This window comes from Castellaniella sp., from assembly GCF_049650445.1.
Taxonomy (GTDB): domain Bacteria; phylum Pseudomonadota; class Gammaproteobacteria; order Burkholderiales; family Burkholderiaceae_B; genus Castellaniella.
This window is the reverse complement of sequence record NZ_JBASAD010000033.1, coordinates 26865-53668: the sequence shown is the minus strand read 5'-3', so window position 1 is coordinate 53668 and position 26804 is coordinate 26865. Positions and strand designations below refer to the sequence as shown.

The 26804-nt window shown below is 66.3% G+C and carries 29 protein-coding genes; 12 read left to right on the top strand and 17 right to left on the bottom strand.

The window, feature by feature from the left end; all coding sequences use genetic code 11:
• The first annotated feature begins 1 nt into the window (after position 1).
• Both WA983_RS10955 and WA983_RS10950 read left to right on the top strand, forming a co-directional pair.
• On the top strand, positions 2-820 hold the full coding sequence (locus WA983_RS10955) for a motility protein A (RefSeq protein ID WP_424250737.1): 819 nt from the start codon (positions 2-4) through the stop codon (positions 818-820).
• Positions 817-2103 (top strand): OmpA/MotB family protein, encoded by a 1287-nt coding sequence (locus tag WA983_RS10950; protein ID WP_424312022.1) that lies wholly within the window; start codon positions 817-819, stop codon positions 2101-2103. The genes WA983_RS10955 and WA983_RS10950 overlap by 4 nt, the downstream gene beginning before the upstream one ends.
• A gap of 42 nt (positions 2104-2145) precedes the next feature.
• On the opposite strand, the gene WA983_RS10945 is transcribed toward WA983_RS10950, so the two are convergent.
• Complete coding sequence (locus WA983_RS10945) at positions 2146-2574, bottom strand: DUF411 domain-containing protein (RefSeq protein ID WP_424250734.1); 429 nt, start codon at positions 2572-2574, stop codon at positions 2146-2148.
• A 123-nt stretch (positions 2575-2697) separates the two neighbouring features.
• Entirely contained in the window at positions 2698-2994 is a 297-nt protein-coding gene (locus tag WA983_RS10940; RefSeq protein WP_424312021.1) for an acylphosphatase, read from the bottom strand.
• A 250-nt stretch (positions 2995-3244) separates the two neighbouring features.
• On the opposite strand from WA983_RS10940, the gene WA983_RS10935 reads away from it, so the two are divergent.
• Positions 3245-4504 (top strand): NAD(P)/FAD-dependent oxidoreductase, encoded by a 1260-nt coding sequence (locus tag WA983_RS10935; RefSeq protein ID WP_424250730.1) that lies wholly within the window; start codon positions 3245-3247, stop codon positions 4502-4504.
• 71 nt (positions 4505-4575) lie between these two features.
• Here the strand turns inward: WA983_RS10935 and WA983_RS10930 are convergent, their stop codons facing one another.
• Positions 4576-5361, bottom strand: coding sequence for a hypothetical protein (locus tag WA983_RS10930; protein WP_424250728.1), 786 nt, complete (start codon positions 5359-5361; stop codon positions 4576-4578).
• Between the two features lie 89 nt (positions 5362-5450).
• Positions 5451-5795, bottom strand: coding sequence for an arsenate reductase (glutaredoxin) (gene arsC, locus WA983_RS10925; RefSeq protein WP_424250726.1), 345 nt, complete (start codon positions 5793-5795; stop codon positions 5451-5453).
• 112 nt (positions 5796-5907) lie between these two features.
• Between arsC and WA983_RS10920 the strand changes: the two genes are divergently transcribed.
• The 5 genes from WA983_RS10920 (at position 5908) to WA983_RS10900 (ending at position 10719) form a co-directional block, all read left to right on the top strand.
• Complete coding sequence (locus tag WA983_RS10920; protein WP_424250724.1) at positions 5908-6735, top strand: RsiV family protein; 828 nt, start codon at positions 5908-5910, stop codon at positions 6733-6735.
• Between the two features lie 139 nt (positions 6736-6874).
• Positions 6875-7888, top strand: a complete 1014-nt coding sequence (locus WA983_RS10915) for a sulfate ABC transporter substrate-binding protein (protein ID WP_424250722.1) — start codon at positions 6875-6877, stop codon at positions 7886-7888.
• 3 nt (positions 7889-7891) lie between these two features.
• Entirely contained in the window at positions 7892-8746 is an 855-nt protein-coding gene (cysT, locus tag WA983_RS10910; RefSeq protein WP_424250720.1) for a sulfate ABC transporter permease subunit CysT, read from the top strand.
• A gap of 18 nt (positions 8747-8764) precedes the next feature.
• Entirely contained in the window at positions 8765-9655 is an 891-nt protein-coding gene (cysW, locus tag WA983_RS10905; RefSeq protein WP_424250718.1) for a sulfate ABC transporter permease subunit CysW, read from the top strand.
• The gene (locus WA983_RS10900; RefSeq protein ID WP_424250716.1) at positions 9652-10719 is read left to right on the top strand and encodes a sulfate/molybdate ABC transporter ATP-binding protein; all 1068 of its coding nucleotides are present in this window, start codon (positions 9652-9654) and stop codon (positions 10717-10719) included. The genes cysW and WA983_RS10900 overlap by 4 nt, the downstream gene beginning before the upstream one ends.
• Position 10720: 1 nt before the next feature.
• On the opposite strand, the gene WA983_RS10895 is transcribed toward WA983_RS10900, so the two are convergent.
• The 6 genes from WA983_RS10895 to WA983_RS10870 all read right to left on the bottom strand — a co-directional run bounded on the left by WA983_RS10895 (position 10721) and on the right by WA983_RS10870 (position 16359).
• On the bottom strand, positions 10721-11566 hold the full coding sequence (locus tag WA983_RS10895) for an ankyrin repeat domain-containing protein (protein ID WP_424250714.1): 846 nt from the start codon (positions 11564-11566) through the stop codon (positions 10721-10723).
• 66 nt (positions 11567-11632) lie between these two features.
• Entirely contained in the window at positions 11633-12415 is a 783-nt protein-coding gene (locus tag WA983_RS10890; RefSeq protein ID WP_424250712.1) for a TatD family hydrolase, read from the bottom strand.
• Between the two features lie 55 nt (positions 12416-12470).
• Positions 12471-13508, bottom strand: a complete 1038-nt coding sequence (gene holB, locus WA983_RS10885; RefSeq protein WP_424250710.1) for a DNA polymerase III subunit delta' — start codon at positions 13506-13508, stop codon at positions 12471-12473.
• The gene (gene tmk, locus WA983_RS10880; protein ID WP_424250708.1) at positions 13505-14164 is read right to left on the bottom strand and encodes a dTMP kinase; all 660 of its coding nucleotides are present in this window, start codon (positions 14162-14164) and stop codon (positions 13505-13507) included. Before tmk ends, holB begins: the two co-directional genes overlap by 4 nt.
• Before the next feature lie 3 nt (positions 14165-14167).
• A complete protein-coding gene (gene mltG / locus WA983_RS10875) occupies positions 14168-15175 on the bottom strand; it encodes an endolytic transglycosylase MltG (protein ID WP_424250706.1) in 1008 nt (335 codons plus the stop codon).
• 113 nt (positions 15176-15288) lie between these two features.
• Positions 15289-16359: a YeiH family protein gene (locus WA983_RS10870; protein ID WP_424250704.1), complete on the bottom strand. Its 1071-nt coding sequence runs from the start codon at positions 16357-16359 to the stop codon at positions 15289-15291.
• Positions 16360-16566: 207 nt separating this feature from the next.
• Here WA983_RS10870 and WA983_RS10865 point away from each other — a divergent pair, with 207 nt between their 5' ends.
• The 3 genes from WA983_RS10865 (at position 16567) to WA983_RS10855 (ending at position 18606) form a co-directional block, all read left to right on the top strand.
• Positions 16567-17418 (top strand): DMT family transporter, encoded by an 852-nt coding sequence (locus WA983_RS10865; RefSeq protein WP_424312020.1) that lies wholly within the window; start codon positions 16567-16569, stop codon positions 17416-17418.
• Positions 17419-17445: 27 nt separating this feature from the next.
• A complete protein-coding gene (locus tag WA983_RS10860) occupies positions 17446-17556 on the top strand; it encodes an IclR family transcriptional regulator domain-containing protein (RefSeq protein ID WP_424312062.1) in 111 nt (36 codons plus the stop codon).
• A gap of 123 nt (positions 17557-17679) precedes the next feature.
• Positions 17680-18606 carry a YgfZ/GcvT domain-containing protein gene (locus WA983_RS10855; protein ID WP_424249298.1) on the top strand — a complete coding sequence of 309 codons (927 nt, stop codon included), beginning with the start codon at positions 17680-17682 and terminating at the stop codon, positions 18604-18606.
• Position 18607: 1 nt separating this feature from the next.
• On the opposite strand, the gene mmsB is transcribed toward WA983_RS10855, so the two are convergent.
• The 5 genes from mmsB to WA983_RS10830 all read right to left on the bottom strand — a co-directional run bounded on the left by mmsB (position 18608) and on the right by WA983_RS10830 (position 22816).
• Positions 18608-19522 (bottom strand): 3-hydroxyisobutyrate dehydrogenase, encoded by a 915-nt coding sequence (gene mmsB / locus WA983_RS10850; RefSeq protein ID WP_424312061.1) that lies wholly within the window; start codon positions 19520-19522, stop codon positions 18608-18610.
• Between the two features lie 4 nt (positions 19523-19526).
• The gene (locus WA983_RS10845) at positions 19527-20702 is read right to left on the bottom strand and encodes an enoyl-CoA hydratase/isomerase family protein (protein WP_424249296.1); all 1176 of its coding nucleotides are present in this window, start codon (positions 20700-20702) and stop codon (positions 19527-19529) included.
• On the bottom strand, positions 20699-21853 hold the full coding sequence (locus WA983_RS10840) for an acyl-CoA dehydrogenase family protein (protein ID WP_424312019.1): 1155 nt from the start codon (positions 21851-21853) through the stop codon (positions 20699-20701). Before WA983_RS10840 ends, WA983_RS10845 begins: the two co-directional genes overlap by 4 nt.
• A gap of 212 nt (positions 21854-22065) precedes the next feature.
• Positions 22066-22374, bottom strand: coding sequence for an RnfH family protein (locus tag WA983_RS10835; RefSeq protein WP_424247868.1), 309 nt, complete (start codon positions 22372-22374; stop codon positions 22066-22068).
• A 7-nt stretch (positions 22375-22381) separates the two neighbouring features.
• Positions 22382-22816, bottom strand: a complete 435-nt coding sequence (locus WA983_RS10830; RefSeq protein WP_424247870.1) for a type II toxin-antitoxin system RatA family toxin — start codon at positions 22814-22816, stop codon at positions 22382-22384.
• Between the two features lie 69 nt (positions 22817-22885).
• Between WA983_RS10830 and smpB the strand changes: the two genes are divergently transcribed.
• Positions 22886-23350, top strand: coding sequence for an SsrA-binding protein SmpB (gene smpB, locus WA983_RS10825; protein ID WP_424247871.1), 465 nt, complete (start codon positions 22886-22888; stop codon positions 23348-23350).
• Between the two features lie 78 nt (positions 23351-23428).
• Here smpB and WA983_RS10820 read toward each other — a convergent pair whose 3' ends face one another.
• Complete coding sequence (locus tag WA983_RS10820; protein ID WP_424312018.1) at positions 23429-24088, bottom strand: methylated-DNA--[protein]-cysteine S-methyltransferase; 660 nt, start codon at positions 24086-24088, stop codon at positions 23429-23431.
• A 13-nt stretch (positions 24089-24101) separates the two neighbouring features.
• Positions 24102-26480, bottom strand: a complete 2379-nt coding sequence (gene ppsA / locus WA983_RS10815) for a phosphoenolpyruvate synthase (protein ID WP_424252154.1) — start codon at positions 26478-26480, stop codon at positions 24102-24104.
• Between the last annotated feature and the right edge of the window lie 324 nt (positions 26481-26804).

Here is a 26804-nt window from a genome sequence, read left to right as displayed (position 1 = left end):
CATGAATCCATCCACCCTGATCGGCATCGTCGCCAGCATTGTGATGCTGGCCATCGTTCTGTTCCTGTCGGCCGAGGATCCGGGGCTGTTCGTCGACTGGCCGGGCCTGGGCATCGTGCTGATCGGCACGGCGGCGGCGACGTTCATCGCCTATCCTTTGCGTGAAGTCATGCGGATTTTCGGCCTGATCCGCAGCGTCGTCCACCGCGAGCGTCTGGACGTCGACAAGGATCTGGAAGATCTGGTCGAAATCGCGCGCATCTGGATGCAGAGCGACATCCATGCCGTCGAGCAGGCCCTGGAACGCGTGTCCAGCCCGTTTCTGCGCAACGGCGTCCAGTTCGTGATCGACAACGTGCCTGAACAGGACATCCTGGACTTGCTGCAATGGCGCGTCGCCCGCATGAAGGCCAAGGAACATGCCGAGGCCCAGTTGTTTCGCGTCATGGCGGGCTTTGCACCGGCTTTCGGCATGGTGGGCACGCTGGTGGGCCTGGTCAATCTGCTGTTCCTGCTGGGCGACGGCGACATCACGGCAATCGGACGGCAGATGGCCCTGGCCCTGATGACGACCTTTTACGGCGTGCTGCTGGCCAATCTGGTGTTCAAACCCGTCGCGGTCAAGCTGGAACGGCGCACCGAGCAGCGCCTGATCCTGATGAACACCCTGATGCAGGGCATCGCCATGATGAGCCAGAAGCGCAGTCCTGCGCTGATGCGGGAAACGCTGAAAGCCTTCATCGCCGAGATCCGCGATGAAATCCGCGACCAGGGACCGGTCACGGCGGCGCTCAAGGACAAGGAGCCGGAGCCCTCATGAGGCGCGGACCTGCCGAACTGAACCCGGCCCAGGCCTTCTCCCAACGCATGCGGGAGATGGAGATTGAGCTGTTTCAGGCCCGCCAGGCCCTGCGGCGTGACCGCAAGCGCACCAATGTGTCCGATCGCTGGGGCTTGGGGCAGACGACGGAATCGCCTCAGGAAGAAGGCTGGTTCCTGACGTATCTGGATGTGATGACGCTGCTGCTGGTCGCCATGATCGTGATGCTGGCGTTTTCAGGATCCATCGGCAAGCGGGCCGCCGTGTTGACGACGGCAGTCCATGAGCAGGCGGCGCCGCCGGCGGTGCCGCTGGCACCGATTCCCGCGCCGGACGAGGCATACGCCTATTCCGCCGAGGACGCTGCGGTCGCGTTCAGCGCCCCGCCCCAGACCGAGCCCGAACATTCGCCCTTGTTCGGGACTTTCCCGGATTTCGCGGCCGAGCCGGCACAGGCACAGGCACCGGTGGCGGTCGCCGAGACGCCTGTGGCGACCGAAACCGAACCTGCAACGCTCGCACAGATCCCGCCGCCGGACGACATCGCGCCCTATTCTGCTCAGGACGCCGCGCTCGCGTTCACTTCGCCCTCCCCGCTCTCACGCACGGACAAGACCGGCGGGAGTCCTTCGGTCGCGCCCGCCCCCGCTGCGGAGGAACCCTCCGAAGGGGCTGCCCTGGCGGCCTCTCTGCCGCTGGGTGATCTGGGCCATGACGTCGAGGTGATCGTCAACCAGCGTTCCATCAGTTTTCGCGTCAACAGCGAGATCCTGTTCGGCACGGGTCAGGCGGATCTCAGCCGCGAGGGCCTGTCGGTGCTGCGGCGCATGGCCAAGGTATTGTCCGACGCCGGCTACGACATCACGGTCGAGGGCCACACGGATGCGGTGCCGGTGCGCAGCAATGCCCGCTATCCGTCCAACTGGGAGCTGTCCAGCGCCCGGGCCGGCAGCGTGGTGCGTTATCTGCAAGCCAACGGCATCGGCAAGGGGCATCTGAAGGCTGTGGGTTATGCCGATGCCAAGCCGATCGCGGACAACCAATCGGCCGACGGGCGCGCGCGCAACCGCCGGGTCGAACTGGTGGTGGAAAAGTCGTCCGAGGCCGGGGCCGCCAGACCTGCGGCAGCCAAGCCCGCAGCAACCCGGCCTGTCCAGGCTACCCGGCCCGCTGCGCAGGTCTCGCCTGCTCCGGCCGCGCGCCCTGTCGGTGAACTACCCGCGCCGACGGCGCACGTGGCCAGTCCCGACTCCGCAGCCGAATCCGAACCCGCTACGCACTGAGGCGAACGGGTTTCGGCCTGGCCGGGCTTCGCTCCGGTTGCTTCAGTCGCGCGAAAACGGCTTGCCGTTGAAGTCGAGCGTGACCAGATTGCCGTCCATCGGCCCCATGCCGGGCGAATTCAGCGGCATGCCGGGCGCTGCCGCGCCGCGCGTGTCCTTCGAGGCCAACAGCTTGCGCACGGCCGAGGCCGGCACGTGACCTTCGACGATCTGGCCGCTCGACTCCAGCCGTGCCGTGTGGCAGGACGCCAGCTCCATGGGCACGCCCAGGCGGGTCTTGACCGCCGCCATGTCGGAGGTCGGCACTTCACGCACTTCGAAGCCCTCGGCGCGCATGTGCTCGGCCCAGCCGTGGCAGCAGCCGCAGCTCGGGTCCTGGTAGACGGTGACGGCTTCGCCTGCCTGGGCGTGGGCGGACAGGGAGGCTCCCAGGGCGGCGGCCAGCAGGCCGAGGGTGAAGAATCGTTTCATGCGTACCTCTGAATAGTCACCAGATCCACCGGAATCGGCGGACTGCAGCTTTGAGTGTGAAAAGGTCGATTGGTTCAACCGGTCCGGATCACCATGCGGCTGTGCGCAGGCGATCGGATCCTGTCAGATCTGCTCGAAGCGCTCGTAGTGGCGTTCTGTGGGGGTTTCCGTGTGCGTCACGCCAGTCACCCGGGCGGCGGGCGGTCCCTGGAGCAGCCAGGACAGCATGCGGTCGACGGCGGCATGTTCGCCCTGGATCAGGGCTTCGACCCGGCCATCGGACAGATTGCGTACCCAGCCGCCGAGCTTGAGCTGGTGCGCCTGACGGACAGCGGCGGCGCGAAATCCGACGCCCTGTACACGGCCCTCGACGAGCGCGGTCAACGTTTCTAGTTCGTGGTGTTCAGGCAGAGATTTCATACTTCAGGAATCGGAACGCAATCGGGGTTTCAGCCAAGAGGCTCCTGAGCGATATTAACACCCGGGAAATCGAAAACCGGATGCGGGACAAGGCCTCTATTCCTTCGCGGTATCCGGGTTTTTGGTCGCAAAAGTCATAAAGACATAGCCCATCGGTCGTTCTCTCTGCGAGAGCCGGCTCCTAGAATGATCGCATTATGCCGCCGGGCGCATCGCCCCAGGCTCCATATTCGACCCATTCGAGGCCTTCATGAGCAACGCATCCGTCCGCAAGCATACCGTGGTGATCGTCGGCGCCGGCACCGGCGGCACCACCGTCGCCGCCCAGCTCCGCCGCCACGAGCCGGGTCTGGACATCGCCATCATCGATCCGTCCAGCCATCACGATTATCAGCCCGCCTGGACCCTGGTGGGCGGCGGCGCGTATAAGGCCGAAGACACGCGCCGGCCTCTGCACGACTGCCTGCCCGACGGCGTGCGCCATATCGCGCAGCCCGTGACCGCCCTGTTGCCCGACGAGCGTCAGGTGGAGTTGGGCGACGGCAGTCGCGTGGCCTATGACTACCTGGTGGTGGCTGCGGGCATCCAGATCGATTGGAACGCCATCGAGGGCCTGGCCGACGCCCTGGGAAAGAACGGCGTGACCAGCAACTATCTTTACGATCTGGCACCCTACACCTGGGAACTGGTGCGCCAGTTCCAGGGCGGCACGGCGATCTTCACCCAGCCGGCCGGCGCGGTGAAATGCCCGGGTGCGCCGCAAAAGGCCCTGTACCTGGCTGCCGACGAGTTCCGCCGACGGGGCGTGAAGGCCGACAGCCTGCAGTTCCGTACGGCCGGCGCTACAGTCTTCGGCGTGCCCTTCTACGCCCAGGCGCTGGACAAAGTCATGGCGTCCTACGGTGCCCAACCACACTTTGGCCAGAATCTGGTCCAGGTCCGTGGCGAGGACAGGATCGCCGTCTTCGAATCAGTGGTGGATGGTGAAAAAGTGCGCGAGGAAGTCGCCTACGACTTGCTGCACGTGGTGCCGCCACAAGGTGCGCCTGATTTCATCCGCACCAGCCCGCTGGCCGATGCGAACGGCTGGCTGGATGTGGACAAGCACACGCTGCGCCACACACGGTATCCCGATGTGTTCGGCCTGGGGGATTGCACCTCGACGCCCAACAGCAAGACAGCCGCCGCCATCAAGAGCCAGTCTCCCGTGCTGACGCTGAACCTGCTGAGCGCCCTGCGTGGCGCCGGCAACGTCGAGAGCTACGATGGCTATGCTGCCTGCCCGTTGACGACTTCACGCGGCAAGGTTCTGCTGGCCGAGTTCACCTACGGCGGGACGATCACGCCCAGCTTTCCCTTCGATCCGCGCGTGCCGCGCCGCTCCTACTGGTGGCTCAAGCGCCGCTTCATGCCCTGGTTTTACTGGAACATCCTGCTGAAGGGCCGTGGCCTGCCGGTGACGCACCGCACGCGCCGCTTCCCGACCGGCGTACCCTCGGTCCAGCCCTGACGCGCGCTCGTCAGGTGCGAATACGGGCCTTGACTTCAGTGCCCCGTCTGGCTCATCAACCAGACAGGGCACTAACCCCGGATCAGCAGCAATGACAGGGATTCCGGTTGGATCTGGTTGGTGCCCATGAAGGGCCGATCGAATGAAACGATCAGATAAAGCGTCGCGCCGAAACTGAGGGAAAACAACAGCATCGACAAGACCAGCGGCCGCCGCTGGCTGAGATGCAGTTCGCACAACACGCACGCGGCGACGAACAGCAGCATCAGCACCACGGCCCCCTTCGCGGACATGATCCCCGGGCTGCGCGCAATCAGCAGACGGTCATCGCGGGCTCTTTCGATATTCTGCGCATAGCGCCGCAGTTCTTCGGCTGCGCGGCGCACACCCAACTGATCGGTGCTTGCCTCGAGCTCCACGGATGCGATGATCAAGGCCTCCAGTTGGTTCTCGGCGACCAGGCTCCAGCGGCCTGTCGCCATGAACGGCCATTCGTTTTCGACCACTTCGCGGATGTAGTCATCGATCAAACCCGTGACGCTTTCACGCCGGTCGCCGGGCAGGAATTTTGCGATGCGCAGCACGTCGACCACGGCGCTGGCCTCGTGCTCGACCGCGATGTGGCCCTTGGCATCCTGCTGCCAGATATCCGCCGCCACGAAGGCAATGACCATGCCCGTGGGCAGCAGGATGCCGGAAAGCATGGTATTGACCATATTGGGGGCATGCAGTCCGGGGGGCCACGCACGGCGCAGCATGCTCATCGCGCCCAGGGCAACAAGTGCAATCAGGCCGACGAACAGCACACACGCCGCAAACTTGAGCAATGGGGGCAGCAGTTGGATGAACTCGAACACAGGCGCCTCGTCAGTGGTTGGAAGCTGAGGAACATCTGAATCAGTAGAGCGGCAGGCAAACGCTGCAGACCGCCCGAGTCAGAGCTTGCCTATAGGATTTCCTGGATGCGTTCAAACGGACGGCACAGGCGCGTGCCCTTGTCCGTGACGACGAAGGGCCGATTCAGCAAGACGGGGTGCTGCTCGATGGCGTCGAGCAACTGTTCGTCCGTCAGCGTGGTGTCCGACAATCCCAGCGACTCGTAGGCTGCTTCTTTGGGGCGCAAGGCTGCGCGCACCGTCAGGCCCGCGGCCCGGATCAGTTCGCGCAGTTCGTCGCGCGGCGGCAAGGCATGCAGATATTCGACCACTTCGACGGAACGCCCTGTGGCCTGGAGCGTTTCGAGCGCTTTGCGCGACGTGCTGCAACGCGGGTTGTGGTAGATTCTGATCATGGGCCCTCCCCGGTGAAAAGGCCTTATTATCCACGATCAGGCCGTCCGGCCCTCCCCCCGCCCTTCCCGCCCGCAATCCCGAACACCGCATCACACCCAGTCGATGAGCCCCATGCCGATGCACCTGCCGTCTCAACCTCGCCCGCCGTTTTCCTGGCGCACCGCCCTGCCCGCCTTGATCATGGCCCTGGCGCTGGCCGGCTGCGCCAGCGGCCCCCAGGACAATCTCAGCCTGGTGCCGGCCCAGCTCGACCAGCAGACCAGCCGGGACGGGCTGTTCACGCAACCGGTGAAATGGTCGCGCGAACGGCCGGACTGCCGGGGTGAATGTCCCAAGCTGACGGTCGATTCCCTGGCCTTCCCGGGGCATCCTCGCCTAACGGAACTGATCGATCACGCCCTGGCGGCCATGACCTGGGTCGATACGCAAAGCGCGGCCCCCTATGACACCCTGAGCGGTTTCGAGGCCTATTACTGGCAGACTGCCGGATCGCGCGACGAGGTCCAACTGGCCGCGCGGACGCGCTATCGCAACGACCACTTGACCGTGGTCGAACTGGATGCGGGCCAGTATCGTACCGGCATGGCCCACGGCATGACGGGGTCGCAATTGCTGAATTGGGACAATACGGCCGAAAAGGCCCTGACGATCGACAATCTGCTGGCGCCGGGCGCGCGCCCGGCCTTCGACGCGGCCTTGCGCGCCGAGCACGCCCGCTGGCTGGAGCAGCATGCCGACGCCATCGACAACCCGGATAATTTCAACCGTATGTGGCCCTTCGCGCCCAGCGATAACGTGGGGCTGACCGACCTGGGTGTGCTGGTCAAATATCAGCCCTACGAAATCGCGCCCTACGCCTGGGGGCAGCCCGAACTGCTGATTCCCTACGATCGCCTGCGGGATATTCTGCGTCCGCAGTTCCTGCCGCCGAAGTCTTAGACACCCCGGCCGTCGCATACGCATATAGCAGCGCCGCATAATGTGCGGCGTTCATATCGTTGGACAAAACGATTCGTTCGGCTTTGAAAAGGATCTCTTTAAGCTGATGCCTTGATTCGCGCATCACGAGGTCCTTTTCATGCGATTCCGATTCCCGCGGCAGCTACTCGTCCTGGCCGCCACCCTGGGCCTGACCGGCGCCGCGCACGCCGCCGATGTCACGCTGTTGAACGCGTCCTACGATCCGACGCGAGAGCTGTATCAAGCCTATAACGCGGCCTTTGCCCAGTACTGGCAGGACAAGACCGGCGATCACGTCACGGTCCGTCAGTCGCATGGCGGTTCGGGCAAGCAGGCGCGTTCGGTGATCGACGGCCTGCAGGCCGATGTGGTGACGCTGGCATTGGCGCCGGACATCGACGCCATCGCCGCGCGCGGCGCGATCCGCCCGGACTGGCAGCAACAATTGCCCCTGAACAGCGCGCCCTATACCTCCACCATCGTCTTCCTTGTGCGCAAGGGCAATCCCAAAGGCATCCACGACTGGGGCGATCTGATCAAACCGGGAGTGCAGGTCATCACGCCCAATCCCAAGACTTCCGGCGGCGCGCGCTGGAACTACCTGGCGGCCTGGGGCTACGCTCTGCGCCAGCCCGGCGGCGACGAGGCGAAAGCACGTGCGTTCGTCGGTGCGCTCTACCGTCAGGTGCCGGTGCTGGATTCGGGCGCCCGGGGTTCGACCACGACCTTCATCGAGCGTGGCATCGGCGACGTGCTGCTGGCCTGGGAAAACGAAGCCTTTCTGGCCGTCCAGGAACTGGGGCCCGACAAGGCGGACATCGTCGTACCCTCGGTCAGCATCCTGGCCGAGCCGCCCGTCGCCGTGGTGGACAAGGTCGTCGATGCCCGGGGCACACGCGCCGTGGCGCAGGCCTACCTGGACTATCTGTATTCCGAGGCCGGCCAGGAGATCGCCGCGCAGCACCATTACCGGCCCACGCTGAAGGCCGCCGCCGAGCGCCATGCGGGACAGTTTCCCTCGATCTCCTTGTTCACCCTGACGGACGTGGCACCGAGCTGGGACGAGGCGCAGAAGACGCACTTCGCGGACGGCGGTGTGTTCGACCAGATCTACCAGCCGAACGCGCAGTAGCCCATGTCCACGACGCTCGCATCGCCCGCCTCCATCGCGCACCGGGTCCTGCCCGGCCGCAACCTGACGCTGGGCCTGACACTGACCTATCTGTGCCTGGTGGTCCTGCTGCCGCTGTCGGCCGCGTTTCTGACGGCCACGACCTTGAGCGCGGAGGCGTTCTGGAAAGCCGTCACCGCGCCCCGGGTATTGGCCTCTTACCGCCTGAGTTTCGGCGCCGCGCTGCTGGCGGCAGCCGTGAATGCCGTATTCGGCGGCCTCGTGGCCTGGGTGCTGGCGCGCTACGAATTCCCCGGCAAGCGGCTGGTGGACGCGCTGGTGGATCTGCCTTTCGCCTTGCCGACGGCCGTGGCCGGGATTGCCCTGACCGCCTTGTACGCACCCACGGGCTGGCTGGGCGGGCTGCTGGCGCCGTTGGGCATCCAGGTGGCTTTCAAGCCGCTGGGGGTGGTGGTGGCCTTGATCTTCATCGGCCTGCCCTTTGTGGTGCGGACCGTCCAGCCGGTGCTGGAGGACATGGCACCCGAATATGAGGAGGCCGCCAGCAGCCTGGGGGCTTCGCGCGCGCAGGTCTTCGTTCGCGTGGTGTTCCCCGCGATCCTGCCGGCCCTGCTGACGGGCTTTGCCCTGGCCTTTGCGCGTGCGGCCGGTGAATACGGTTCGGTGATCTTCATCGCCGGCAATATGCCGATGGTCTCGGAAATCGCGCCGCTGCTGATCGTCACCAAGCTGGAGCAGTATGACTACGCGGGGGCCACGGCCATCGCCGTGGTGATGCTGGGGATTTCCTTTTTGCTGCTGCTGGCCATCAATCTGTTGCAGGCCTGGGTGCGGCGGCGCTCGACCGGCCAGACCTGACACGCCTATTCCAAATCCATGACTTCCATCGCTCTCGATCCCCTCTCCCCAACCACGGCCGCCGCGCGCCCGGCCGGCGAAAGCCGGCTCGCCCGGCGGGCACTGATGGGGACGGCGTTTGCCTTCCTGTTCCTGTTTCTGTTCATCCCCTTGGCAGCGGTCTTTCATCAGGCCCTGGGCAAAGGCTGGGAAGCCTGCGTGGCGGCGATCACCGAGCCCGATGCCCGAGCCGCCATCCGTCTGACGCTGATCGCAGCCGGAATCGCCGTGCCGCTGAATCTGGTCTTCGGAGTCTGCGCGGCCTGGGCCGTCACCCGCTTTGCATTCCGTGGCAAGAGCCTGCTGATCACGCTGATCGACCTGCCCTTTTCCGTATCCCCCGTCATCGCCGGCCTGATCTACGTGCTGATGTTCGGCGCTCAGGGCTGGTTCGGTCCCTGGCTGCAGGCGCATGGCTTCCAGATTCTGTTCGCCGTGCCGGGCATCGTGCTGGCCACCGTCTTCGTCACCGTGCCCTTCGTGGCGCGCGAACTGATCCCGCTGATGCAGTCGCAAGGCAGCGAGGAAGAAGAAGCCGCCATCGTGCTGGGCGCTTCGGGCTGGCGCGTCTTCTGGCACGTCACGCTGCCCAATATCCGCTGGGGACTGTTCTACGGCGTGATCCTGTGCAATGCGCGCGCCATGGGGGAATTCGGTGCGGTGTCGGTGGTGTCGGGCCACATTCGCGGCCTGACCAACACCCTGCCCCTGCACGTGGAAATTCTCTACAACGAATACCACTTCGCGGCCGCCTTTTCGGTGGCCTCGTTGCTGGCGCTGCTGGCCTTGCTGACGCTGGCCCTGAAGTCCCTGGCTGAATGGCATCTGCGCGCCCAGGCCGCCCGAACCGTATCGGAGCAATCCTCATGAGCATCGAAGTCCGTCACATCCACAAGCAATTCGGCGCATTCACGGCGCTGGATGACGTGTCCCTGGCCTTTCCGGATGGCCAACTGACGGCTTTGCTGGGGCCGTCGGGCTGCGGCAAGACCACGCTGCTGCGCATCATCGCAGGCCTGGAACATTCCGACACGGGCCAGGTGCTGCTGGGAGGTCAGGATGCGTCCCGTACGCACGTGCGTCAACGGCAGGTCGGCTTCGTGTTTCAGCACTACGCCCTGTTCAAGCACATGACGGTGTTCGAGAACGTGGCTTTTGGCCTGCGCGTCAAGCCGCGCGGACAGCGGCCGGACGAGCGCCGGATCCGTGAGAAGGTCATGGGGCTGCTGGAACTGGTGCAACTGGACTGGCTGGCCGATCGCCGGCCAGCGGCCCTGTCCGGCGGGCAGCGTCAGCGCATCGCCCTGGCCCGTGCCCTGGCGGTGGAGCCGCGCGTGCTGCTGCTCGATGAACCCTTCGGCGCGCTGGACGCCAAGGTCCGCAAGGAACTGCGGCGCTGGCTGCGCCGTCTGCACGACGAACTGCACATGACCAGCCTGTTCGTCACGCACGACCAGGAAGAGGCCCTGGAGGTCGCCGACGAGGTCGTCATCATGAACAAGGGCCGGGTCGAGCAGCAGGGCGCACCACAAGCGGTGTACGACACGCCGGAAACGGCGTTCGTGTACGGCTTTCTGGGGCATGTGAACCTGTTCCAGGGCCGGGTACGGGACGGACGGCTGCACACGGGCGGCGCCGCGATCGAAATGCCGGGCCTGGAGGGGGCCGCCGACGCGCCGGGAACGGCCTACGTCCGGCCGCACGACATCCAGATCGAGCCGCTGCCGGCGGAGCCGTCCGCCGACCCGGGCTTGCGGGTGAATCTGCAGCGGGCACACGCCTTCGGGCCGCTGGCGCAACTGGAACTGCGGCGCGAGGACACTCAGGAAATCATCGAGGTGGTCATGCCCAGCCTGGAGTTCGACCGGATCCGCGCGCAAGGCCATCGACGTTTCATCGCCCGGCCCCGCCAGGCGCGGGTCTTTCTGAATTAGGCTACTTGCCCTGCGGCGTATCCTCGAAACGGCCGAGATCGAAGTAACGCGAGAACGAGGTCGTGTCCTCCGGCTGGGCGGCCGGCGCCTTCGCCTGCGCAGCGTCTGTCGGACCGCCTGGCACCGGGGCCGATCGGGAGCCTCCGCCTTGCCGGCTTTGCGTCCTTCGGGCGGCCACCTCGTCCAGGCCGGCGGCCAGAGCGGCATGGTTGCTCTTGCGCGCCCAGTCCGCTGCCGTTTCTTGAGCGGCGTTGAACATGCTCGGGTCGGCACCGTGCTCCAGCAGCAGGCGGACGATCTCCGGCTTGCCGGACAGGGCCGCCATCATCAGCGGCGTGGTGCCGTCGGGGCCGGGGGCATTGATGATGGCCCCACGTTCGATCAGCATGCGAGCCGTCTCCATCTGCGCCTTGGATGCGGCGTAGTGCAGCGGCGTCCAGCCCAGACGGTTGACCTGGGCACCTGCGGCGATCAGCGTCCGGGCCCGGTCGGTCTGGCCCAGGATGCACAAGTACATCAGCGCCGTCTCGTCGCGGGCGTTGGGTGCGTCGATCTGCACGTCGGGGGCCACACGCAAGGCATCGAACACCTGCCAGGACTGGTCGCGTGCCGCCTGGGTCAGAGCGGGGTTGCCCAAGTTGTTGAACGCGTTCGGGTCGGTATGGCGCAACAGCAGGCCCTGGACGGTGGACAGATCATCGCGGCGGATGGCCGACCACCAGTCGGCAGTCGGCGCCTGCTGGGCGAAGACCGTGGGCGGGGCGCCGATGCCCAGGGCCAGGGCCAGGATCAGACCGGCCAGCCGGCCGCGCCGGGCACCGAGGCGAACGAGAGTGGACAAGGACATGGCGGAAACCTCCGTCGACGGAAATGAGGACAGGCGGCCCGGACGGCGGGCCGGGATGAAGGCGGTTCAGGCGGCCGCAGCCGCCTTGGGGAACAACCGCCAGTAGTTTTCGGCACTGGCCTGCTCGATCGTCGCGACAGGCACGCCGCGCAGTTCGGCGATCTTTTCGGCCACGTGGATGACCCGGGACGGATCGTTCATCTTTCCCCGGTACGGGACCGGCGCCAGATAGGGGGAATCGGTCTCGATCAGCAGGCGGTCCAGCGGTACCTGACGAGCCACGTCCTGAATCTGGGTGGCGTTCTTGAAGGTCACGATACCCGACAAAGAGATATAGAACCCCAGTTCCAGCGCACCTTGTGCGACTTCCCAGGATTCGGTGAAGCAATGCATGACCCCGGCCGGGGCACGTTCCTCGCGCATCAGGCGCAGGGTGTCCTCGGCGGCGGCACGGGTGTGGATGATCAGCGGCAGCCCCGTTTCATGCGCCGCGCGGATGTGAGTGCGGAAGCGCTCGCGCTGCCAGTCCAGCGGTTCGCTCAGGCGGTAATAGTCGAGCCCGGTTTCACCGATGGCCACGACCCGGGGATGGACGGCTCGGCTGACGAGATCTTCCACGGTCGGCTCGGCGTTGTCTTCGTCCCCGGCGTCATTGTCCGGATGCACGCCGACGGAGGCCCGCAGGAAAGGATGTTGCTCCACCAGCGCCATCAGGCCGGGCCAGTCGCGCAGGTTGACGCTGACCACCAGGGCATGGCCCACGCCGGCCGTGCGCATGCGCTCCAGCACTTCGGGCAGTTGGGCCCGCAGATCGGGAAAATTCAGGTGGCAATGAGAATCGATGTACATGATCGGGCACTATCAGGGTATTCAGGTCTAAAACGGATCGGGCCGAGCCCCTGGGCTAGGGGCGACCCTTCGGGGCGGCGCGCACGGGCCGCACCGACTGCAGCAAGGTGCGGGCCGCGTGATCGGCCAGCAGCTTGGGGTTGAGGGGATGATGCGCCAGACGCCGCTGATCCCGCAGCCAGTCGGCGGTGCGTGCCAGGGCCGCCGGGTCCAGGCCCCGGGCGACCGCTTTGATCCGGGCTGCCTGTGCGGGATGATAGCGCGGCGGCAGGCCGTGGGTGCACAGGCTCAGGTCCAGCCACAGACGCTGGAAGTCGTCCACCCAGTCAGCCGGTTCACCCGCCTGCAGCGCATCGGCCAGCACCGCGCCGTCGCCGCCCTGGCTTGCCTGGTCCAGAAACAGATCCAGCCAGGCGGGCATCACGGGCAGTCCTTGCTGCGCCTGCTCCAGCGCCAGCAGGGGCGCGTCGCCCGCGGCGGCCAGTCGAGCGGCGGCGTCTTTCACGCCCTGCGTTTCCAGCCAGGCCAGGGACTCGGCAACGGGCGGTACCGCCAGCGGCAGGCGGCGGCAACGCGACACCAGCGTGGGCAGCAGGCGGTCGGGAGCCTGGGCCGACAGCAGGAACACCGTGTGCTCGGGCGGTTCTTCCAGGATCTTCAGCAGGGCGTTGGCCGCGATGGTATTCAGGGCTTCGGCCGGATACAGCAAGGCGACGCGCCAGCCACCCCGGTGAGTGGCCGTGTTGAACCAGGGCAGCAGGCTGCGGATCTGTTCGATGCGGATCTCGCGCGAAGGCTGTTTCTTGGCGTCTTCGGCGACGTCCAGCGCGCCTTCGCGCACGGCCTGGTCGTCGGGCCGGATGCGGCGCAGGTCGGGATGGTTGCCGGCCTTCACCCAGCGGCAGGCCTGGCATTCGCCACAGGCCAGTCCGTCGCGAGGGGACTCGCACAGCAGGCTGGCGGCCCCGGCCAGGGCGAATTCCATCTGGCCGCAGCCTGGCCGGCTATGGATCAGCCAGGCGTGGGCGAAGCGCTCGCGCGTGGCCAGCCAGTGGCGCGCCGGTGCCTGTTGCCAGGGCAGAAAGTCCGTCATGCCGGGTCCAGCGTGGCGGGCGTATAGCCGCGCGTGCGCAGCAGTCCGTCCAGAATGGCGCCCAGTTCGGCGTGGATGGCCTCGATGCTCTGGCGGGCGTCGATCACCCGGAAACGGTCCGGATCGGCCGCTGCCCGGGCGTGGTAGGCCTGGCGGGTGCGCTCGAAGAAGGCGGCGTCCTCGCGCTCGAAGCGGTCAGTCTGGGCGCGCCCTTGCGCCAGGCGCTCGCGGGCGGTTTCCAGCGGCACGTCGAACAGCAGCGTGCAATCCGGCCCCCTGCCCTGCTGCACCCAGTCTTCGAGGATGCGGACCGGCTCCGCGCCCAGGGACCGGCCGCCGCCCTGGTAGGCGAACGAGGCATCGGTGTAGCGGTCGCACAGCACCCACCGGCCATCGTCCAGGGCGGGCAGGATGCGCGTGCGCCAGTGTTCGTTGCGGGCAGCAAACATCAGCAGGGTTTCGGTGCGCAGGTCCATGGGGCGATGCAGCAGCAGTTCGCGCAAGGTTTCTCCCAGCGGGGTGCCACCGGGTTCACGGGTGGACAGCAGCTCCACACCGGCCCGGCGCAGCCGGTCCTCGATCCAGGAGATGTGCGTGCTCTTGCCGGCTCCGTCCAGGCCTTCGAGCGTGATGAAGCAGGCGCCTCGGGTCGTCATGGGCTATCGTTTCAGGATGTATTTGCTGACGGCGCGGTTGTGCGCCGGCAGGTCGGTGGAAAATTCGCTGGTGCCATCGCCCCGCGACACGAAGTACAGGTATTTGTGCCGTTCCGGATGCAGGGTCGCCTCCAGCGCCGCTTTGCCCGGGCTGGCAATGGGTGTGGGCGGCAGGCCCGCGCGGGTATACGTATTCCAGGGCGTGTCGCGCTCCAGGTCCTTTCTGCGCAGGCGGCCCTGATAATCAGCGCCCAGGCCATAGATCACGGTCGGGTCGGTCTGCAGGGGCATGCCGATCTTCAGGCGATTGATGAAGACGCCGGCGACGCGCGCCCGATCGGCGCCGTGGCCGGTTTCTTTTTCGACGATGGAGGCCAGGATCAAGGCCTGGTACGGGGTTTCCAGCGGCAGATCACGGTCGCGTTCGGCCCAGGCGCGCTCCAGCGTCTGGCGGCCGGCCTGTGCGGCGCGACGCAGGATGTCCAGGTCGGAGCTGCCCGGCGCAAACACATAGGTATCGGGATGGAACAGCCCCTCGGGCGCCTTGGCTTCCAGGCCCAGACGCTGAATCAGTGCCTGATCGTCGATCCCGCGCGTGTCGTGGCGGACCTGGGGATCGGCATCCAGCGCCGCCCGGATCTGGGCGAAGGTCCAACCCTCCGGGAAGGTCAGGCGGGTCTGGGTCATGTCCCCATTGGCCATGCGTTCCAGCAGCAGCCAGGGGGTGTCGCCCTCGCGGGCTTCATAGGCGCCGGCCTTCAGCAATTTGTCCCGGCCGCTCAGGCGGGCCAGCCAGACGAAGGCATCCGGCTGGATTTCGATGCCCGCGTCGCGCATCGCCCCCACGATCTGGCGCGGAGTGCTGCCCGCGTCGATGAGGTAGTCCACCACCGGGGTTTTCATGGGCACGGGGCGCTTCCAGCCCCACCAGGCCGCCGAAGCGATGACGATCGCCACGGCCAGCAGGCCGAATATCAGCAGCCAGAGGAATCCGCGCAGGATGGTTTTCATCTGCGGGTCGTCCCAGGATGAAAAGCGTAGCGTGCAGCGTGGGGGTATTTTTCCATGCCCGCCAGTTTAACTGGATCACTGGCGGGCGATCGACGGGCTTGTGACTTTTCGCCTCAGAGGCTGCCCATCAGCATTTGTACGGCCAGGCTGCTGACCGACACGGCCGTCCAGACGCCCAGGCCCAACAGCAGCGGGCGCGCGCCGGCCAGCGCCATGCGGCGCAGATCGGAGGACAAACCAATGGCGGTCAGGGCCATGATGATGAGGAATTGCGAGATCAGGTGCAGCGGTCCGAGCAGGATTTCCGGAACCAGGCCCAGGCTGCGCGTTGCCGAAGCGGCCAGGAACCAGAGGATGAACCAGGGGAAGATCGACGCCAGGGACACCCGGGTGTCCGAATGCTGATTGCGCCAGGCCACCCAGAAGGCGATGACGATGCAGATCGGGATGATCAGCGTGGCGCGAGTGAGCTTCACGATCGTCGCGATGTCCCCCGCAGCCACGCTGTAGCTGTAACCGGCCGCCACCACGGAGGACGTATCGTTGATGGCGGTCCCGGCCCACAAGCCGAAGCCGGCGTCGCTCAGCCCCATCCAGTGGCCCAGCGGCGGAAACAGCAGCACCGCCACGACGTTGAACAGAAAGATCGTCGAAATCGACAGCGCCGTCTCGTGATCGTCGGGCTTGATGATGGGCGCCACCGCCGCAATGGCCGAGCCGCCGCAGATCGCGGTGCCGACGCCGATCAGGGTGCATAGAGACCCGCCCAGCTTCAGCCAGCGACCCAGCAGCCAGGCGCTCAGGAAGGCCACGGACAGGGTGATCAGGGTCACGGCCAGGGACGAGGCCCCGGTCTGCATGACCTGACCGAAGCTCAGGCCGAAGCCCAGGCCGATGATGGACCATTTCAGCACCTGGCGGCTGCTGTAGACCACCCCCGGGGTGAAGACCGGGGACAGACCCAGCACATTGCGCCAGATCATGCCCAGCAAGATACCGAACACGGGCCCGCCGATCAGCGGAAACCGGGTGCCCAGCCACCAGGCCACCAAGCCCAGGCCGCCGGAGAGGAGCACGCCATACCACAGCGACGGTGTGCGCGATGAGCCGTGTGACCGTGTCTGGGCAGCGGGACGGCTGGAGGCCGTCGGCAGAGGGTGAGGCACGGCGGAGATGGGCAGCATGCTGAAGGCTCTTCGATGGGTGGGAATTGAAGGCCATTCTAGGGATCGGCTATGGATAAATAAATTCAAATCATTTTAGTGAACACATAAAAAATATTGAATTGCAGCAGGTTGACTGCACCAGCCGCCAGGGTCGGACGCCGGTTCGCGCTATCCTATGCGGCCCGGCTTCCCTGCCTCTCGTTCGCCGCCCACACCATTTCCGCCATGTCGCCCAGCGTCGATTTCATTTATGGTGCCGTGCTGGCCTCCGCCCTCTTTCATGCGACCTGGAACGCGCTGATCAAGGGCAGCGCCGACAAACTGCTGAGCGCCATCGGTATCACCGGAGCGTCGACGCTGATCGCAGCGCTCTGTCTGCCCTGGCTGCCGCAGCCCGCGCCTGCAAGCTGGCCGTTTCTGCTGGCATCGCTGGGATTGCAAGTGATCTACATGCGGCTGGTTGCGCACATCTATCGCGTGGCCGACATGAGCGTCAGCTACCCCGTCATGCGGGGTACCGCGCCGCTGCTGGTGGCGCTCGTTTCCATTCTGTTCTTCCACGACGACCCGAGTCCGGGCGCGCTCGTGGGCGTGGCCACGATCTGCGCCGGCATCCTGTGCATCGGCCTGCCCGGCGGCGCGCAGCAGCGCAAGTCCGGCGGCGTGCGGCTCGCCTTGCTGAACGCCGCCGTGATCGCCGGCTATACCCTGGTGGACGGCACGGGCGCCAGGCTTTCGCAGGCGCCGGCCAGCTATACGTTGTGGATCTTCCTGCTTCAGGGCATCGTCATGGTCGGACTGGCCTTGCCGCATCGGGCCCGGGATCTGGCGCGGTATTTCCGGAATCACTGGGGCGCAGCCCTGCTGGGCGGGTCCGGTTCCGTGATTTCCTACGGCGTGGCGCTTTGGGCCATGACCCTGGCGCCCATCGCAGTCATTGCTGCACTGCGCGAGACTTCCATCCTGTTCGGTATCCTGATTTCAGGCCTGTTCCTGCGCGAGCGCCTGACGCCCGCACGCATCGCGGGTGCCGGCGTCCTGGTGGCGGGGGTGATCGTGCTGCGCCTGGCCCCATAGCCGGCGGGTCGGCTCCGCCGCCGGCCGATCCAGGAACAGGAGATCGGCATCGACGACGAAGAATTCATCGTCGGCATGGTGGCGGTCGCGGTTCCGATCAGGGATCGCGAGGGCAAGATGATCGCGGCCCTGGCCTGATTAGGGCCGTCCTTCGCCGCCTTTATCCGTTTTGCCAGCCGGCTCTCTCGCCGTCCCGGGGCGCGCCCGCGCTATCATGGGCGCTGACTCATTGTTTGAAACATGCATATTCACGGATTCACCATGGAAGGCCTTGCCACCGACGGATTTCACCCCTTGCCCGAATGCGCGCTGGTGCGCATCCAGGGCCCCGACGCCGCATCGTTCCTGCACGGACAACTGACGCATGGGGTCACCAGCCTGGGCGCCGATCTGGCGGCCCCGGCCGCCTATTGCACGGCCCAGGGCCGCCTGCTGGCCAACGGCGTGTTGTGGCGGACGCAGGACGATGGCTTCGTCTGGATGGTGTCGCGGGATCTGACGGACAGCCTGCTCAAGCGCCTGCGCATGTTCGTGCTGCGCGCCAAGGTCACGATCAGCCTGGACGAAGCGGTACGGGTCTGTGGCGCTTTGGGTGCCCAGGCCGTACCGGCCGCGCTGCATGCGGCGCCGGCCTGGACGCGCGCCGCGATCGGAAGCGCAGACTGGATCGTGGCCCCCATGTCCGGGGCGAACCAGCCTGCCGCCTGGCGCCTGGCGGAGACGTCACCGGACGCGCCCGAGGGGACCGCCCCGGCCGAAGGTGATGCCTGGACGGCCGCGCGGCTGGCCGGCGCCTGGCCCTGGATTCGAGCCGCGTCCCAGGACCAGTTCCTCCCGGCGTCGCTGGATATGGATCTGAACGGCACCATCGATTTCGCCAAGGGCTGCTACCCGGGCCAGGAAGTCATTGCCCGCAGCCACTACCGGGGCACAGTCAAGCGGCGCATGGCGTATGGCACCGCGTCCTGGGCGCCCGACACCCCCGCCCTGCCCCCGGCTTCTGATCTGTACGCTGCCGGGGATGCGGCCGGCCGTCCGGCAGGACGCGTGATCGAATCGGCCGTCCAGGGGGGGCTGCTGCACGTGGCTGCGGAAATCACCCTATCGGACTGGCCGGCCATGCGCTACGTCGCAGGTGCGCCCGACGGCGTCCCATTGGACATGCGGATACCGTCGAGCGTGGCTTGATTCAGCGTGGCTGGTGATACAGCTTCAGAATGCTGGAGAAATCCAGTTTCCCGTTCCCCTGGGTGCTGTGCAGTGCGTACAGATTGCGCGCCAGTTCGCCCAGCGGCGTGGTGGCACGGGCCTGCATCGATGCCTCGGCCGCCAGCCCCAGATCCTTGAGCATCAGGTCCACGCCAAAGCCACCGGCGTAGTCCTTTGAAGCCGGCGCCTGCGCCATCACACCCGGCCAGGGGTTGTAGAGTTCCGTCGCCCAGTTGCGCCCGGAACTCTTGGCGATGATGTCCGACAGGGTCTTGGGGTCCAGGCCGTTGGCCACGCCCAGGGCCAGGGCCTCGGCCGTGCCGGCCATCAGAATGCCCAGCAGCATGTTGTTGCAGATCTTGGCCACCTGGCCTGCGCCCGCGTCTCCGGCGTGGAAGATGTTCTTGCCCATTTTCTCCAGGTAGGGCCGGGCGGCCTCCAGGTCGTCGGCGGCACCGCCGACGATGAAGGTCAGCGTGCCCGCCACGGCCCCGCCCGTGCCGCCGGACACCGGCGCGTCGATCATGCGGATGCCACGCAGGGCGGCTGCGGCCGAGACCTTGCGCGCCGATTCGGGCGCGATGGTGCTGCATTCCAGCACCAGCGTCCCCCGGGCGATGGCGGTCAGCAGGCCGTTCTCGCCCAGGTACAGGCCCTCGACGTGGCGGCTGGCCGGCAGCATGGTGACGACCAGGTCGGCCCCTGCCACGGCTTCGGCCGCCGTGGCCGCCGCCTTGGCGCCCGCCTGGACCAGGGTCTGGACCGCTTGCGGAACCAGGTCGAACACCTGGAGCGTATGTCCCGCCTTCAGCAGGTTCTGGGCCATCGGGCCGCCCATGTGGCCCAAGCCGATGAATCCGATGGTGCTGCTCATGTGTGTCTCCTGTGTTTGTATTCGATCAAGCACCCAGATCCGCCAGGGGGTGCGGCTGGCCGACGGGTCCAAGAGGCGCCAGGAAGCGCTGCACCCAGTCCGCCGTGGCCTGCGCGCACGTGGCCGGATTCCAGCGCGGTGTCTTGTCCTTGTCGATCAGCAGCGCGCGGATGCCTTCGCGGAAATCCGGCTCGGCGCAGCAATGCAGCGAGGCCGTGAATTCCATGCGGAAGGTTTGCGCCAGGGACTGGTGCCGGGCACGCGCCAGCAGCGTATGGCTGAGGCGGGCCGAACCAGGCGAGCCGGCCAGAAAGGTGCCCGCCGCCCGCGCCAGCCAGGGATCGGGGTCGTCCTTCCAGGCCGTGATGGCGGCCGCGATGTCCAGAAAACCAGCGCGGCCACAGGCGGGACGGATCGCGTCTGCGTGACGCTGCAGCGGGCCGGGCTCGGGGGCCGGCGTCTGGCAGGCGTCCAGCACGGCATCCACCTGGGCGGCATGATGGCCCGGATCGGCGGCCCAGTCCGTCGCCGCCAGCGCGGCCAGCAAGGCATCCAGCCCCTCGGCACCGCAGATCCGGTCGGCCAGGCCGTAATGCAGGCAGTCTCCCGCACCCAGTTGTGCGCCGGTGAAGGCCAGAAAGGTGCCGATGCCGCGTGGCAAGCGGCTGAGCATCCAGGTGCCGGCCACGTCGGGGTACAGGCCGATGGTGACCTCGGGCATGGCAAAACGTGTCGTGTCGGTGACGATCCGGTGGCTGGCGCCCAGCATCAGCCCCACGCCGCCGCCCATCACGATGCCGCTTGCCCAGCACAGCACCGGCTTGGGATAGCAGTGGATGCGATGATCCAGGCGGTATTCGGTCTCGAAGAAGGTACGGGCCGGAACGTTGGCCCAGGCATCCCCCGCCGGACTGTCGAGCATGGCGCGGTACAGGCCGTGCAGATCGCCTCCGGCGCAGAAGGCCTTCCCGCCCGCGCCGTTCAGGACCACGGCAACCAGCCCGTCGTCGGCCGCCCAGGTCTGCAGGCGGGCGTCCAGCAGACGGCACATGGGCAGGGACAGGCCGTTCAGGGTCTGAGGGCTGTTCAGGGTGGCGACGCCGATGCGGCGGCCATCACGGCCGGTGATTTCCTGGAACAGCACCGGGGCCGCCCCGGCGGATGCGGTGTGCCCGGATGGAGAAAGGGCGGACGCGCTCATCGCAGGTCGGCCTCCTGGGTCAGGATGTGGCGCGCCACGATCAGGCGCATGATTTCGTTGGTGCCTTCCAGGATCTGGTGCACGCGCGTGTCTCGCACCAGCCGTTCCAGCGGATAGTCCTTCAGGTAGCCGTAGCCGCCATGGATCTGCTGCGCATCCAGGCAGGACTGAAAACACAAGTCTGTGGCCAGACGCTTGGCCATGGCGCAATAGGCGGTGGCCTGGGGGTCTCCCTCGTCCAGCTTGCAGGCCGCCAGCCGCACCATCTGGCGCGAGGCGACGATATTGGCCAGCAGGTCCGCCAGTTTGAACTGCAGCGCCTGGAAATCCGCCAGGGCGCGACCGAACTGGCGTCGTTCGCCCATGTAGCGGCGCGCGGCTTCGTAGGCGCCCTGGGCGGCGCCGACCGAGCAGGTGGCGATGTTGATGCGCCCGCCGTCCAGGCCCTTCATGGCGAAGCGGAAGCCCTCGCCCTCCTCGCCCAGGCGGTTTGCCACCGGCACATGGACGTTTTCAAAGGTGATAGGACGCGTGGACTGGCTGTTCCAGCCCATCTTGTTTTCTTTGCGGCCGTAGGTGATGCCGGCGCTGTCGGCCGGCACGACCAGGGCCGAGATCCCACGGGGGCCTTCGCCGCCCGTGCGGGCCATGACCACCAGGACATCGGTGTCGCCCGCGCCGGAGATGAAGGCCTTGGCACCATTCAGGACATAGTGGTCGCCTTCCCGGCGGGCGCTGGTCGTCAGCGAAGCGGCATCCGAGCCTGCGCCGGGCTCGGTGAGGCAATAGGAAGCGAGCTTTTCTCCGCTGGCCAGCAACGGCCCCCAGTGGTCACGCACCCCGGGTTGCGCCCAGGAGCCGATCATCCAGGTGGCCATGTTGTGGATGGTGATGAAGGCCGTGGTCGAGGGATCGACGGCGGCCATTTCTTCGAACACCAGGGTGGCGTCCAGGCGCGGCAGGCCCAGCCCGCCGATGGATTCCGGCGCATACATGGCGCAGAACCCGAGTGCGCCGGCCTTGGCGAAGGCCTCGCGGGGAAAGATATGTTCCTCGTCCCACTGCGCCGCGTACGGGGCCAGTTCCCCCTGGGCGAATTCGCGGGCGGCCTGTGCAAAGGCCTGTTGCTCCTCGGTGAGGCGAAAATCCATGGTGCGTGTCTCCGGATTCTAGGGGGCTGTCGCGGCATGCTTGTGGCGCCGTCCGACGCGGCCTGGCCCGGGTAAGAGCCGGCCGATACGCCGCACGCTTAATGTAGCACTTCAAAGGGGCTGCTTCCGTGCGGCCCGACCACCTTAGCGCAGCCGCCACGGCGCGGCTGTCGCGCACGCGACAATCGGCGATCAGCCGGGATTCCGGGACCTCAGTCGTGCGGCGTGTCCGTCCGCGCGGGCCGATGCGGCGCATCCCGTCGATGCGCCGCACGCCGGCGCCTGGATTCCAGGGGGTCGAAGACCAGCGGGCGGTACAGTTCGATGCGGTCGCCCTCGCGCAGGATGCGACGCACATCGCAGCGCTCGCCGTACACGCCCGTCGCGGGCGGGTGGTCGGTGAATTCGGGGAACTCATCGGCAAAGCCGCTCTGATCCAGCGCCTGACCAACGGTTGTGCCTTCGGGCACGTCCAGGGTGTGTTGCCACAGACGTGTGGGTGCGGCGAAGGCGATGTGCACTCGCACATCAGCCCCCGTAGACCGCGTGGGCGCGCTGAGTGAAGGAATCGATGAAGCTGGTGGCGATCCGGTTGAAGACCGGCCCGACCACCGCCGAAAGCGCGCGGCTGGAGAATGTGTATTCCATGGTGTAGAGCACCTTGCAGCCGTCCTCGCCCAGGGGCTGGAAGGTCCAGTGCCCGGTCAGGCTGGAAAATGGCCCGTCCACCAGGTGGAAGACGATCCTGTGCGGGTATTCGTGATCGTTGCGTGTGGTGAAGCCCTGGCGGATGCCGGCGAAATGGATCTGCACCGTGGCCTGCATGCCCTGCTCGTTCTTCCATTGCACCTGGGCTCCGCCACACCAGGGCATGAATTCGGGGTAACGCCCGACGTCGGCCACCAGATCGAACATCTGTTCGCAACTGAAAGGGACGAGGACGGAGCGCTGGATCGAAGGCATCGGCAAGACAGTCGGTTGAGCTAGAATGAAGGGATTTTACATTTTCAGTCCCAGGCCTGTTCAGACCCCATGAGTATTGTCGAAAATCGCAAAGCCACCCACGATTACTTCATCGAGGAACGCTTCGAAGCCGGGCTGGTGCTGGAAGGCTGGGAGGTCAAGGCCATTCGTGCCGGCCACGTCCAGCTGAAAGAAGCCTACGTCATCGTGCGCGACGGTGCCCTGTGGATCCTGGGCATGCACATCAGCCCGCTGCCCACGGCCTCGACGCACATCCATCCCAACGCCACCCGCACGCGCAAACTGCTGCTGCACGCTCAGGAAATCAGCAAGCTGATCGGCAAGGTCGAACAGCGCGGCTACGCTCTGGTGCCGCTGAACCTGCACTACAAGGGCGGGCGCATCAAGCTGGATTTCGGCCTGGGACGCGGCAAGAAGCTGCACGACAAGCGCGACACCCAGCGCGACAAGGACTGGGCGCGCGAAAAAGAACGGCTGATGAAGCACGACACCCGCGGCAAGCAGGGGGATTGAGCCGCCTGCACGGCCACGTCGATCGACAGGGCCCCGCTCCAGCCGCGCGCCGGCGAACACGGCCGGCGCACGGCGTCTTCAGCGAATCGTGAAACCCTCGATTTCCAGCAGCCGTGCCTTGCGGCTCAGGCCTCCGCCGTAGCCGTTCAGGGTACCGTTGCGGGCCAGGATGCGATGGCAGGGAATGATGATGCTGATGGGGTTGCTGCCCACGGCAGTGCCCACTGCGCGGCCGTGGCCGGCCCCCAGGCCGGCGCGTTCGGCCAGTTCACCATAGGACAGGGTCTGGCCGCAGGAAACTGCCAGCAGGGCTTGCCAGACTTTTCGCTGAAACGCCGTGCCTTGAGGAGCCAGCGGCATCTCGAAGACCTGACGCTCGCCACGCCAGTATTCGTCCAGTTCACGCCGTGTCTGTTCCAGCACCGCCCGCGCGCTGTCCGGAGTGTTCTCCTGCAACAGGCGCAGCGGCACCGTTTCCATTCGCAGTGCTTCCGTGGATTCCGTAAACAGCGCCCCGCTCTCGCCTGCGGCCTGCCCCCGTACCGCCCGGAACGAGCGGATCGGCCGGCCGCCCTGGCGGCCGGCCGTGGGATCGGACACTTTCGCCGCGACGGCCTCCACACCCGGCACCTGAGGCAGATCCCGCTGGTCGGTGAAGTACAGGCCACGCAGGCCGACCTCATCCGCTTCCAGCAGGATCGGCCCCAGGAGCGACGGAATCAGGGCATGGAACGGCATCGCGGGTGGATCGTCAGGCGGCCACCTTGGTGTCGGCCAGACGCTGCCAGGTATCGACCACCGTGTCCGGGTTCAGGGACATGGACAGGATGCCCTCGTCGCGCAGCCACTGGGCCAGATCGGGATGATCGCTGGGGCCCTGACCGCAGATGCCGACGTACTTGCCGGCCTTCAGGCAGGCCTGGATCGCGCGGCGCAGCATGAACTGCACGGCGGGGTCGCGTTCGTCGAAATCGGCGGCCAGCAGTTCCATGCCCGAATCCCGGTCCAGGCCCAGGGTCAGTTGGGTCATGTCGTTCGAACCGATCGAGAAGCCGTCGAAATACTGCAGGAATTCGTCGGCCAGGATGGCGTTGGTCGGGACTTCGCACATCATGATCAGGCGCAGGCCGTTGTCACCGCGCTTCAGGCCGTGCGCGGCCAGCAGATCCACCACGCGCGAAGCCTGGCTGAGCGTGCGCACGAAGGGCACCATGATTTCGACGTTGGTCAGGCCCATCTCGTCGCGGACTTTTTTCAGGGCCTCGCATTCCATGCGGAAGCACTCGGCGAAGTCTTCGGAGATGTAGCGCGATGCGCCCCGGAAACCCAGCATCGGATTTTCTTCCTCGGGCTCGTAGCGCGAGCCGCCCACCAGCTTGCGGTATTCGTTGGACTTGAAGTCCGACAGGCGCACGATGACGGGCTTGGGATAGAAGGCCGCACCGATGGTGGCGATCCCTTCGGCCAGTTTTTCCACGAAGAAAGCGCGCGGGCTGGCGTAGCCCCGGGCGGCGGATTCCACGGCCTTTTTCAGTTCGCCATCGACGTTCGGGTAGTCCAGGATGGCCTTGGGGTGAACGTTGATGTTGTTGTTGATGATGAATTCCAGGCGTGCCAGGCCGACGCCGCCGTTGGGGATCTGCGAGAAGTCGAAGGCCAGTTGCGGGTTGCCGACGTTCATCATGACCTTCAGGCCGATGTCGGGCATCTGGCCCCAGCGGACTTCCTCGATCTCGGTCTCGATCAGGCCGTCGTAGATGCGGCCCTCGTCGCCCTCGGCGCAGGACACGGTGACTTCGCGGCCGTTGGCCAGCACGTCGGTGGCTTCGGCGCAGCCCACCACGGCCGGGATGCCCAGTTCACGCGCGATGATGGCGGCGTGGCAAGTGCGCCCGCCCCGGTTGGTGACGATGGCCGAGGCCAGCTTCATGACGGGTTCCCAGTTGGGATCGGTCATGTCGGTGACCAGGATATCGCCGGGGCGCACCTTGTCCATTTCGGAGGCGTCGGCCACGACGCGCACCGTGCCCGAGCCGATTTTCTGGCCAATGGCGCGGCCGGTGATCAGCACCTCGCCGGTGGCCTTCAGGCGGTAGCGTTCCTGGACGTCGTGGTGGCCTTGCTGCGACTTCACGGTTTCGGGCCGGGCCTGCAGGATGTAGAGCTTGCCGTCCACCCCGTCGCGCCCCCATTCGATGTCCATCGGACGCTGGTAGTGCTTTTCGATGATGGTCGCGTAACGCGCCAGTTCGATGATCTCGTCGTCGGTCAGGGAATAGCGGTTGCGTTCGGACGCAGGCACTTCGACCGTACGCACGGCATGGCCGGAGACGCGCTGCTCGTCGAATTCCATCTTGATCAGCTTGGAGCCGATGCGCCGGCTGATGACGGGATAGTGGCCGGCGGCCAGCGTGGGCTTGAAAACGTAGAATTCGTCGGGGTTGACGGCGCCCTGGACGACGGTTTCGCCCAGACCGTAGGACGAGGTGATGAACACCACGTCCTTGAAGCCGGATTCGGTGTCCAGGGTGAACATCACGCCCGCGCTGCCCTTGTCCGAACGCACCATGCGCTGGATGCCGGCCGACAGGGCGACTTCGGCGTGCGCATAGCCCTTGTGCACGCGGTAGGAAATCGCGCGGTCGTTGTACAGTGAGGCGAACACGTGGCGAATCTTGTCCAGCACGTCGTCGATGCCGACCACGTTCAGGTAGGTTTCCTGCTGGCCGGCGAAGGAGGCGTCGGGCAGGTCTTCGGCGGTGGCCGACGAGCGCACGGCAAAGGAGCCCTTGCCATCGGCATCCAGCGTGGCGAAGGCGCCACGGATGGCCTGCTCGAAGTCAGCCGGGAACGGCGTGTCGATCACCCATTGACGGATCTCGGCGCCGACGGAAGCCAGTTCGCGCACGTCGTCGGCGTTCAACGCATCCAGGCGCGCGTTGATGCGGGCGTCCAGCCCGGTGGACTTCAGGAAATCGCGGAATGCGTCCGCCGTGGTCGCGAAACCACCCGGCACCCGAACCCCGGCGCCAGCCAACTGGCTGATCATTTCCCCAAGAGAAGCGTTCTTGCCTCCTACCGAGTCCACATCCGTCATGCGGAGTTGCTCGAACGATACGACGTACGACATGGTTGTCACCTTTGAGATAGAAAAAGCGTGTTTGCCCGGCGTACGCGGCGCGCAAAAACAAGTCCTGCGCGTGCGCAGGGACGAACCCTGTGCGTGCATGGCATGATCGCGTGCGCCCGGCAAACCAGCCTTGGACCCCTGAACGAATTCAGAAGGCGCCTTGGGAATCTCTGAACAAGTCCTCGCGCCGCGTACATCTGCGGTCTCGGGCGGTCTGCCGCGTTGCTCATCCTCGCCATAGCGACGGCTATGGCTGCGGTTCGCGCCTTGCATCCCATCCCAATCCGCAGCGCCCGCTTGCCGCTCGACTTATTCAGAGGTTCC

What these genes read in the sequence shown, in the direction of transcription:
- arsC (WP_424250726.1), bottom strand. Translation starts at nt 5,795, where the DNA reads ATGATCAGAATCTACCACAACCCGCGTTGCAGCACGTCGCGCAAAGCG.
- WA983_RS10830 (WP_424247870.1), bottom strand. Translation starts at nt 22,816, where the DNA reads ATGCCTTCGATCCAGCGCTCCGTCCTCGTCCCTTTCAGTTGCGAACAG.
- WA983_RS10890 (WP_424250712.1), bottom strand. Translation starts at nt 12,415, where the DNA reads ATGTACATCGATTCTCATTGCCACCTGAATTTTCCCGATCTGCGGGCC.
- mltG (WP_424250706.1), bottom strand. Translation starts at nt 15,175, where the DNA reads ATGAAAACCATCCTGCGCGGATTCCTCTGGCTGCTGATATTCGGCCTG.
- ppsA (WP_424252154.1), bottom strand. Translation starts at nt 26,480, where the DNA reads ATGTCGTACGTCGTATCGTTCGAGCAACTCCGCATGACGGATGTGGAC.
- WA983_RS10920 (WP_424250724.1), top strand. Translation starts at nt 5,908, where the DNA reads ATGCCGATGCACCTGCCGTCTCAACCTCGCCCGCCGTTTTCCTGGCGC.
- WA983_RS10945 (WP_424250734.1), bottom strand. Translation starts at nt 2,574, where the DNA reads ATGAAACGATTCTTCACCCTCGGCCTGCTGGCCGCCGCCCTGGGAGCC.
- WA983_RS10935 (WP_424250730.1), top strand. Translation starts at nt 3,245, where the DNA reads ATGAGCAACGCATCCGTCCGCAAGCATACCGTGGTGATCGTCGGCGCC.
- WA983_RS10870 (WP_424250704.1), bottom strand. Translation starts at nt 16,359, where the DNA reads ATGCTGCCCATCTCCGCCGTGCCTCACCCTCTGCCGACGGCCTCCAGC.
- WA983_RS10915 (WP_424250722.1), top strand. Translation starts at nt 6,875, where the DNA reads ATGCGATTCCGATTCCCGCGGCAGCTACTCGTCCTGGCCGCCACCCTG.
- WA983_RS10950 (WP_424312022.1), top strand. Translation starts at nt 817, where the DNA reads ATGAGGCGCGGACCTGCCGAACTGAACCCGGCCCAGGCCTTCTCCCAA.
- WA983_RS10865 (WP_424312020.1), top strand. Translation starts at nt 16,567, where the DNA reads ATGTCGCCCAGCGTCGATTTCATTTATGGTGCCGTGCTGGCCTCCGCC.
- WA983_RS10820 (WP_424312018.1), bottom strand. Translation starts at nt 24,088, where the DNA reads ATGCCGTTCCATGCCCTGATTCCGTCGCTCCTGGGGCCGATCCTGCTG.
- holB (WP_424250710.1), bottom strand. Translation starts at nt 13,508, where the DNA reads ATGACGGACTTTCTGCCCTGGCAACAGGCACCGGCGCGCCACTGGCTG.
- WA983_RS10900 (WP_424250716.1), top strand. Translation starts at nt 9,652, where the DNA reads ATGAGCATCGAAGTCCGTCACATCCACAAGCAATTCGGCGCATTCACG.
- WA983_RS10955 (WP_424250737.1), top strand. Translation starts at nt 2, where the DNA reads ATGAATCCATCCACCCTGATCGGCATCGTCGCCAGCATTGTGATGCTG.
- tmk (WP_424250708.1), bottom strand. Translation starts at nt 14,164, where the DNA reads ATGACGACCCGAGGCGCCTGCTTCATCACGCTCGAAGGCCTGGACGGA.
- WA983_RS10855 (WP_424249298.1), top strand. Translation starts at nt 17,680, where the DNA reads ATGGAAGGCCTTGCCACCGACGGATTTCACCCCTTGCCCGAATGCGCG.
- WA983_RS10845 (WP_424249296.1), bottom strand. Translation starts at nt 20,702, where the DNA reads ATGAGCGCGTCCGCCCTTTCTCCATCCGGGCACACCGCATCCGCCGGG.
- WA983_RS10895 (WP_424250714.1), bottom strand. Translation starts at nt 11,566, where the DNA reads ATGTCCTTGTCCACTCTCGTTCGCCTCGGTGCCCGGCGCGGCCGGCTG.
- smpB (WP_424247871.1), top strand. Translation starts at nt 22,886, where the DNA reads ATGAGTATTGTCGAAAATCGCAAAGCCACCCACGATTACTTCATCGAG.
- WA983_RS10840 (WP_424312019.1), bottom strand. Translation starts at nt 21,853, where the DNA reads ATGGATTTTCGCCTCACCGAGGAGCAACAGGCCTTTGCACAGGCCGCC.
- cysW (WP_424250718.1), top strand. Translation starts at nt 8,765, where the DNA reads ATGACTTCCATCGCTCTCGATCCCCTCTCCCCAACCACGGCCGCCGCG.
- WA983_RS10940 (WP_424312021.1), bottom strand. Translation starts at nt 2,994, where the DNA reads ATGAAATCTCTGCCTGAACACCACGAACTAGAAACGTTGACCGCGCTC.
- cysT (WP_424250720.1), top strand. Translation starts at nt 7,892, where the DNA reads ATGTCCACGACGCTCGCATCGCCCGCCTCCATCGCGCACCGGGTCCTG.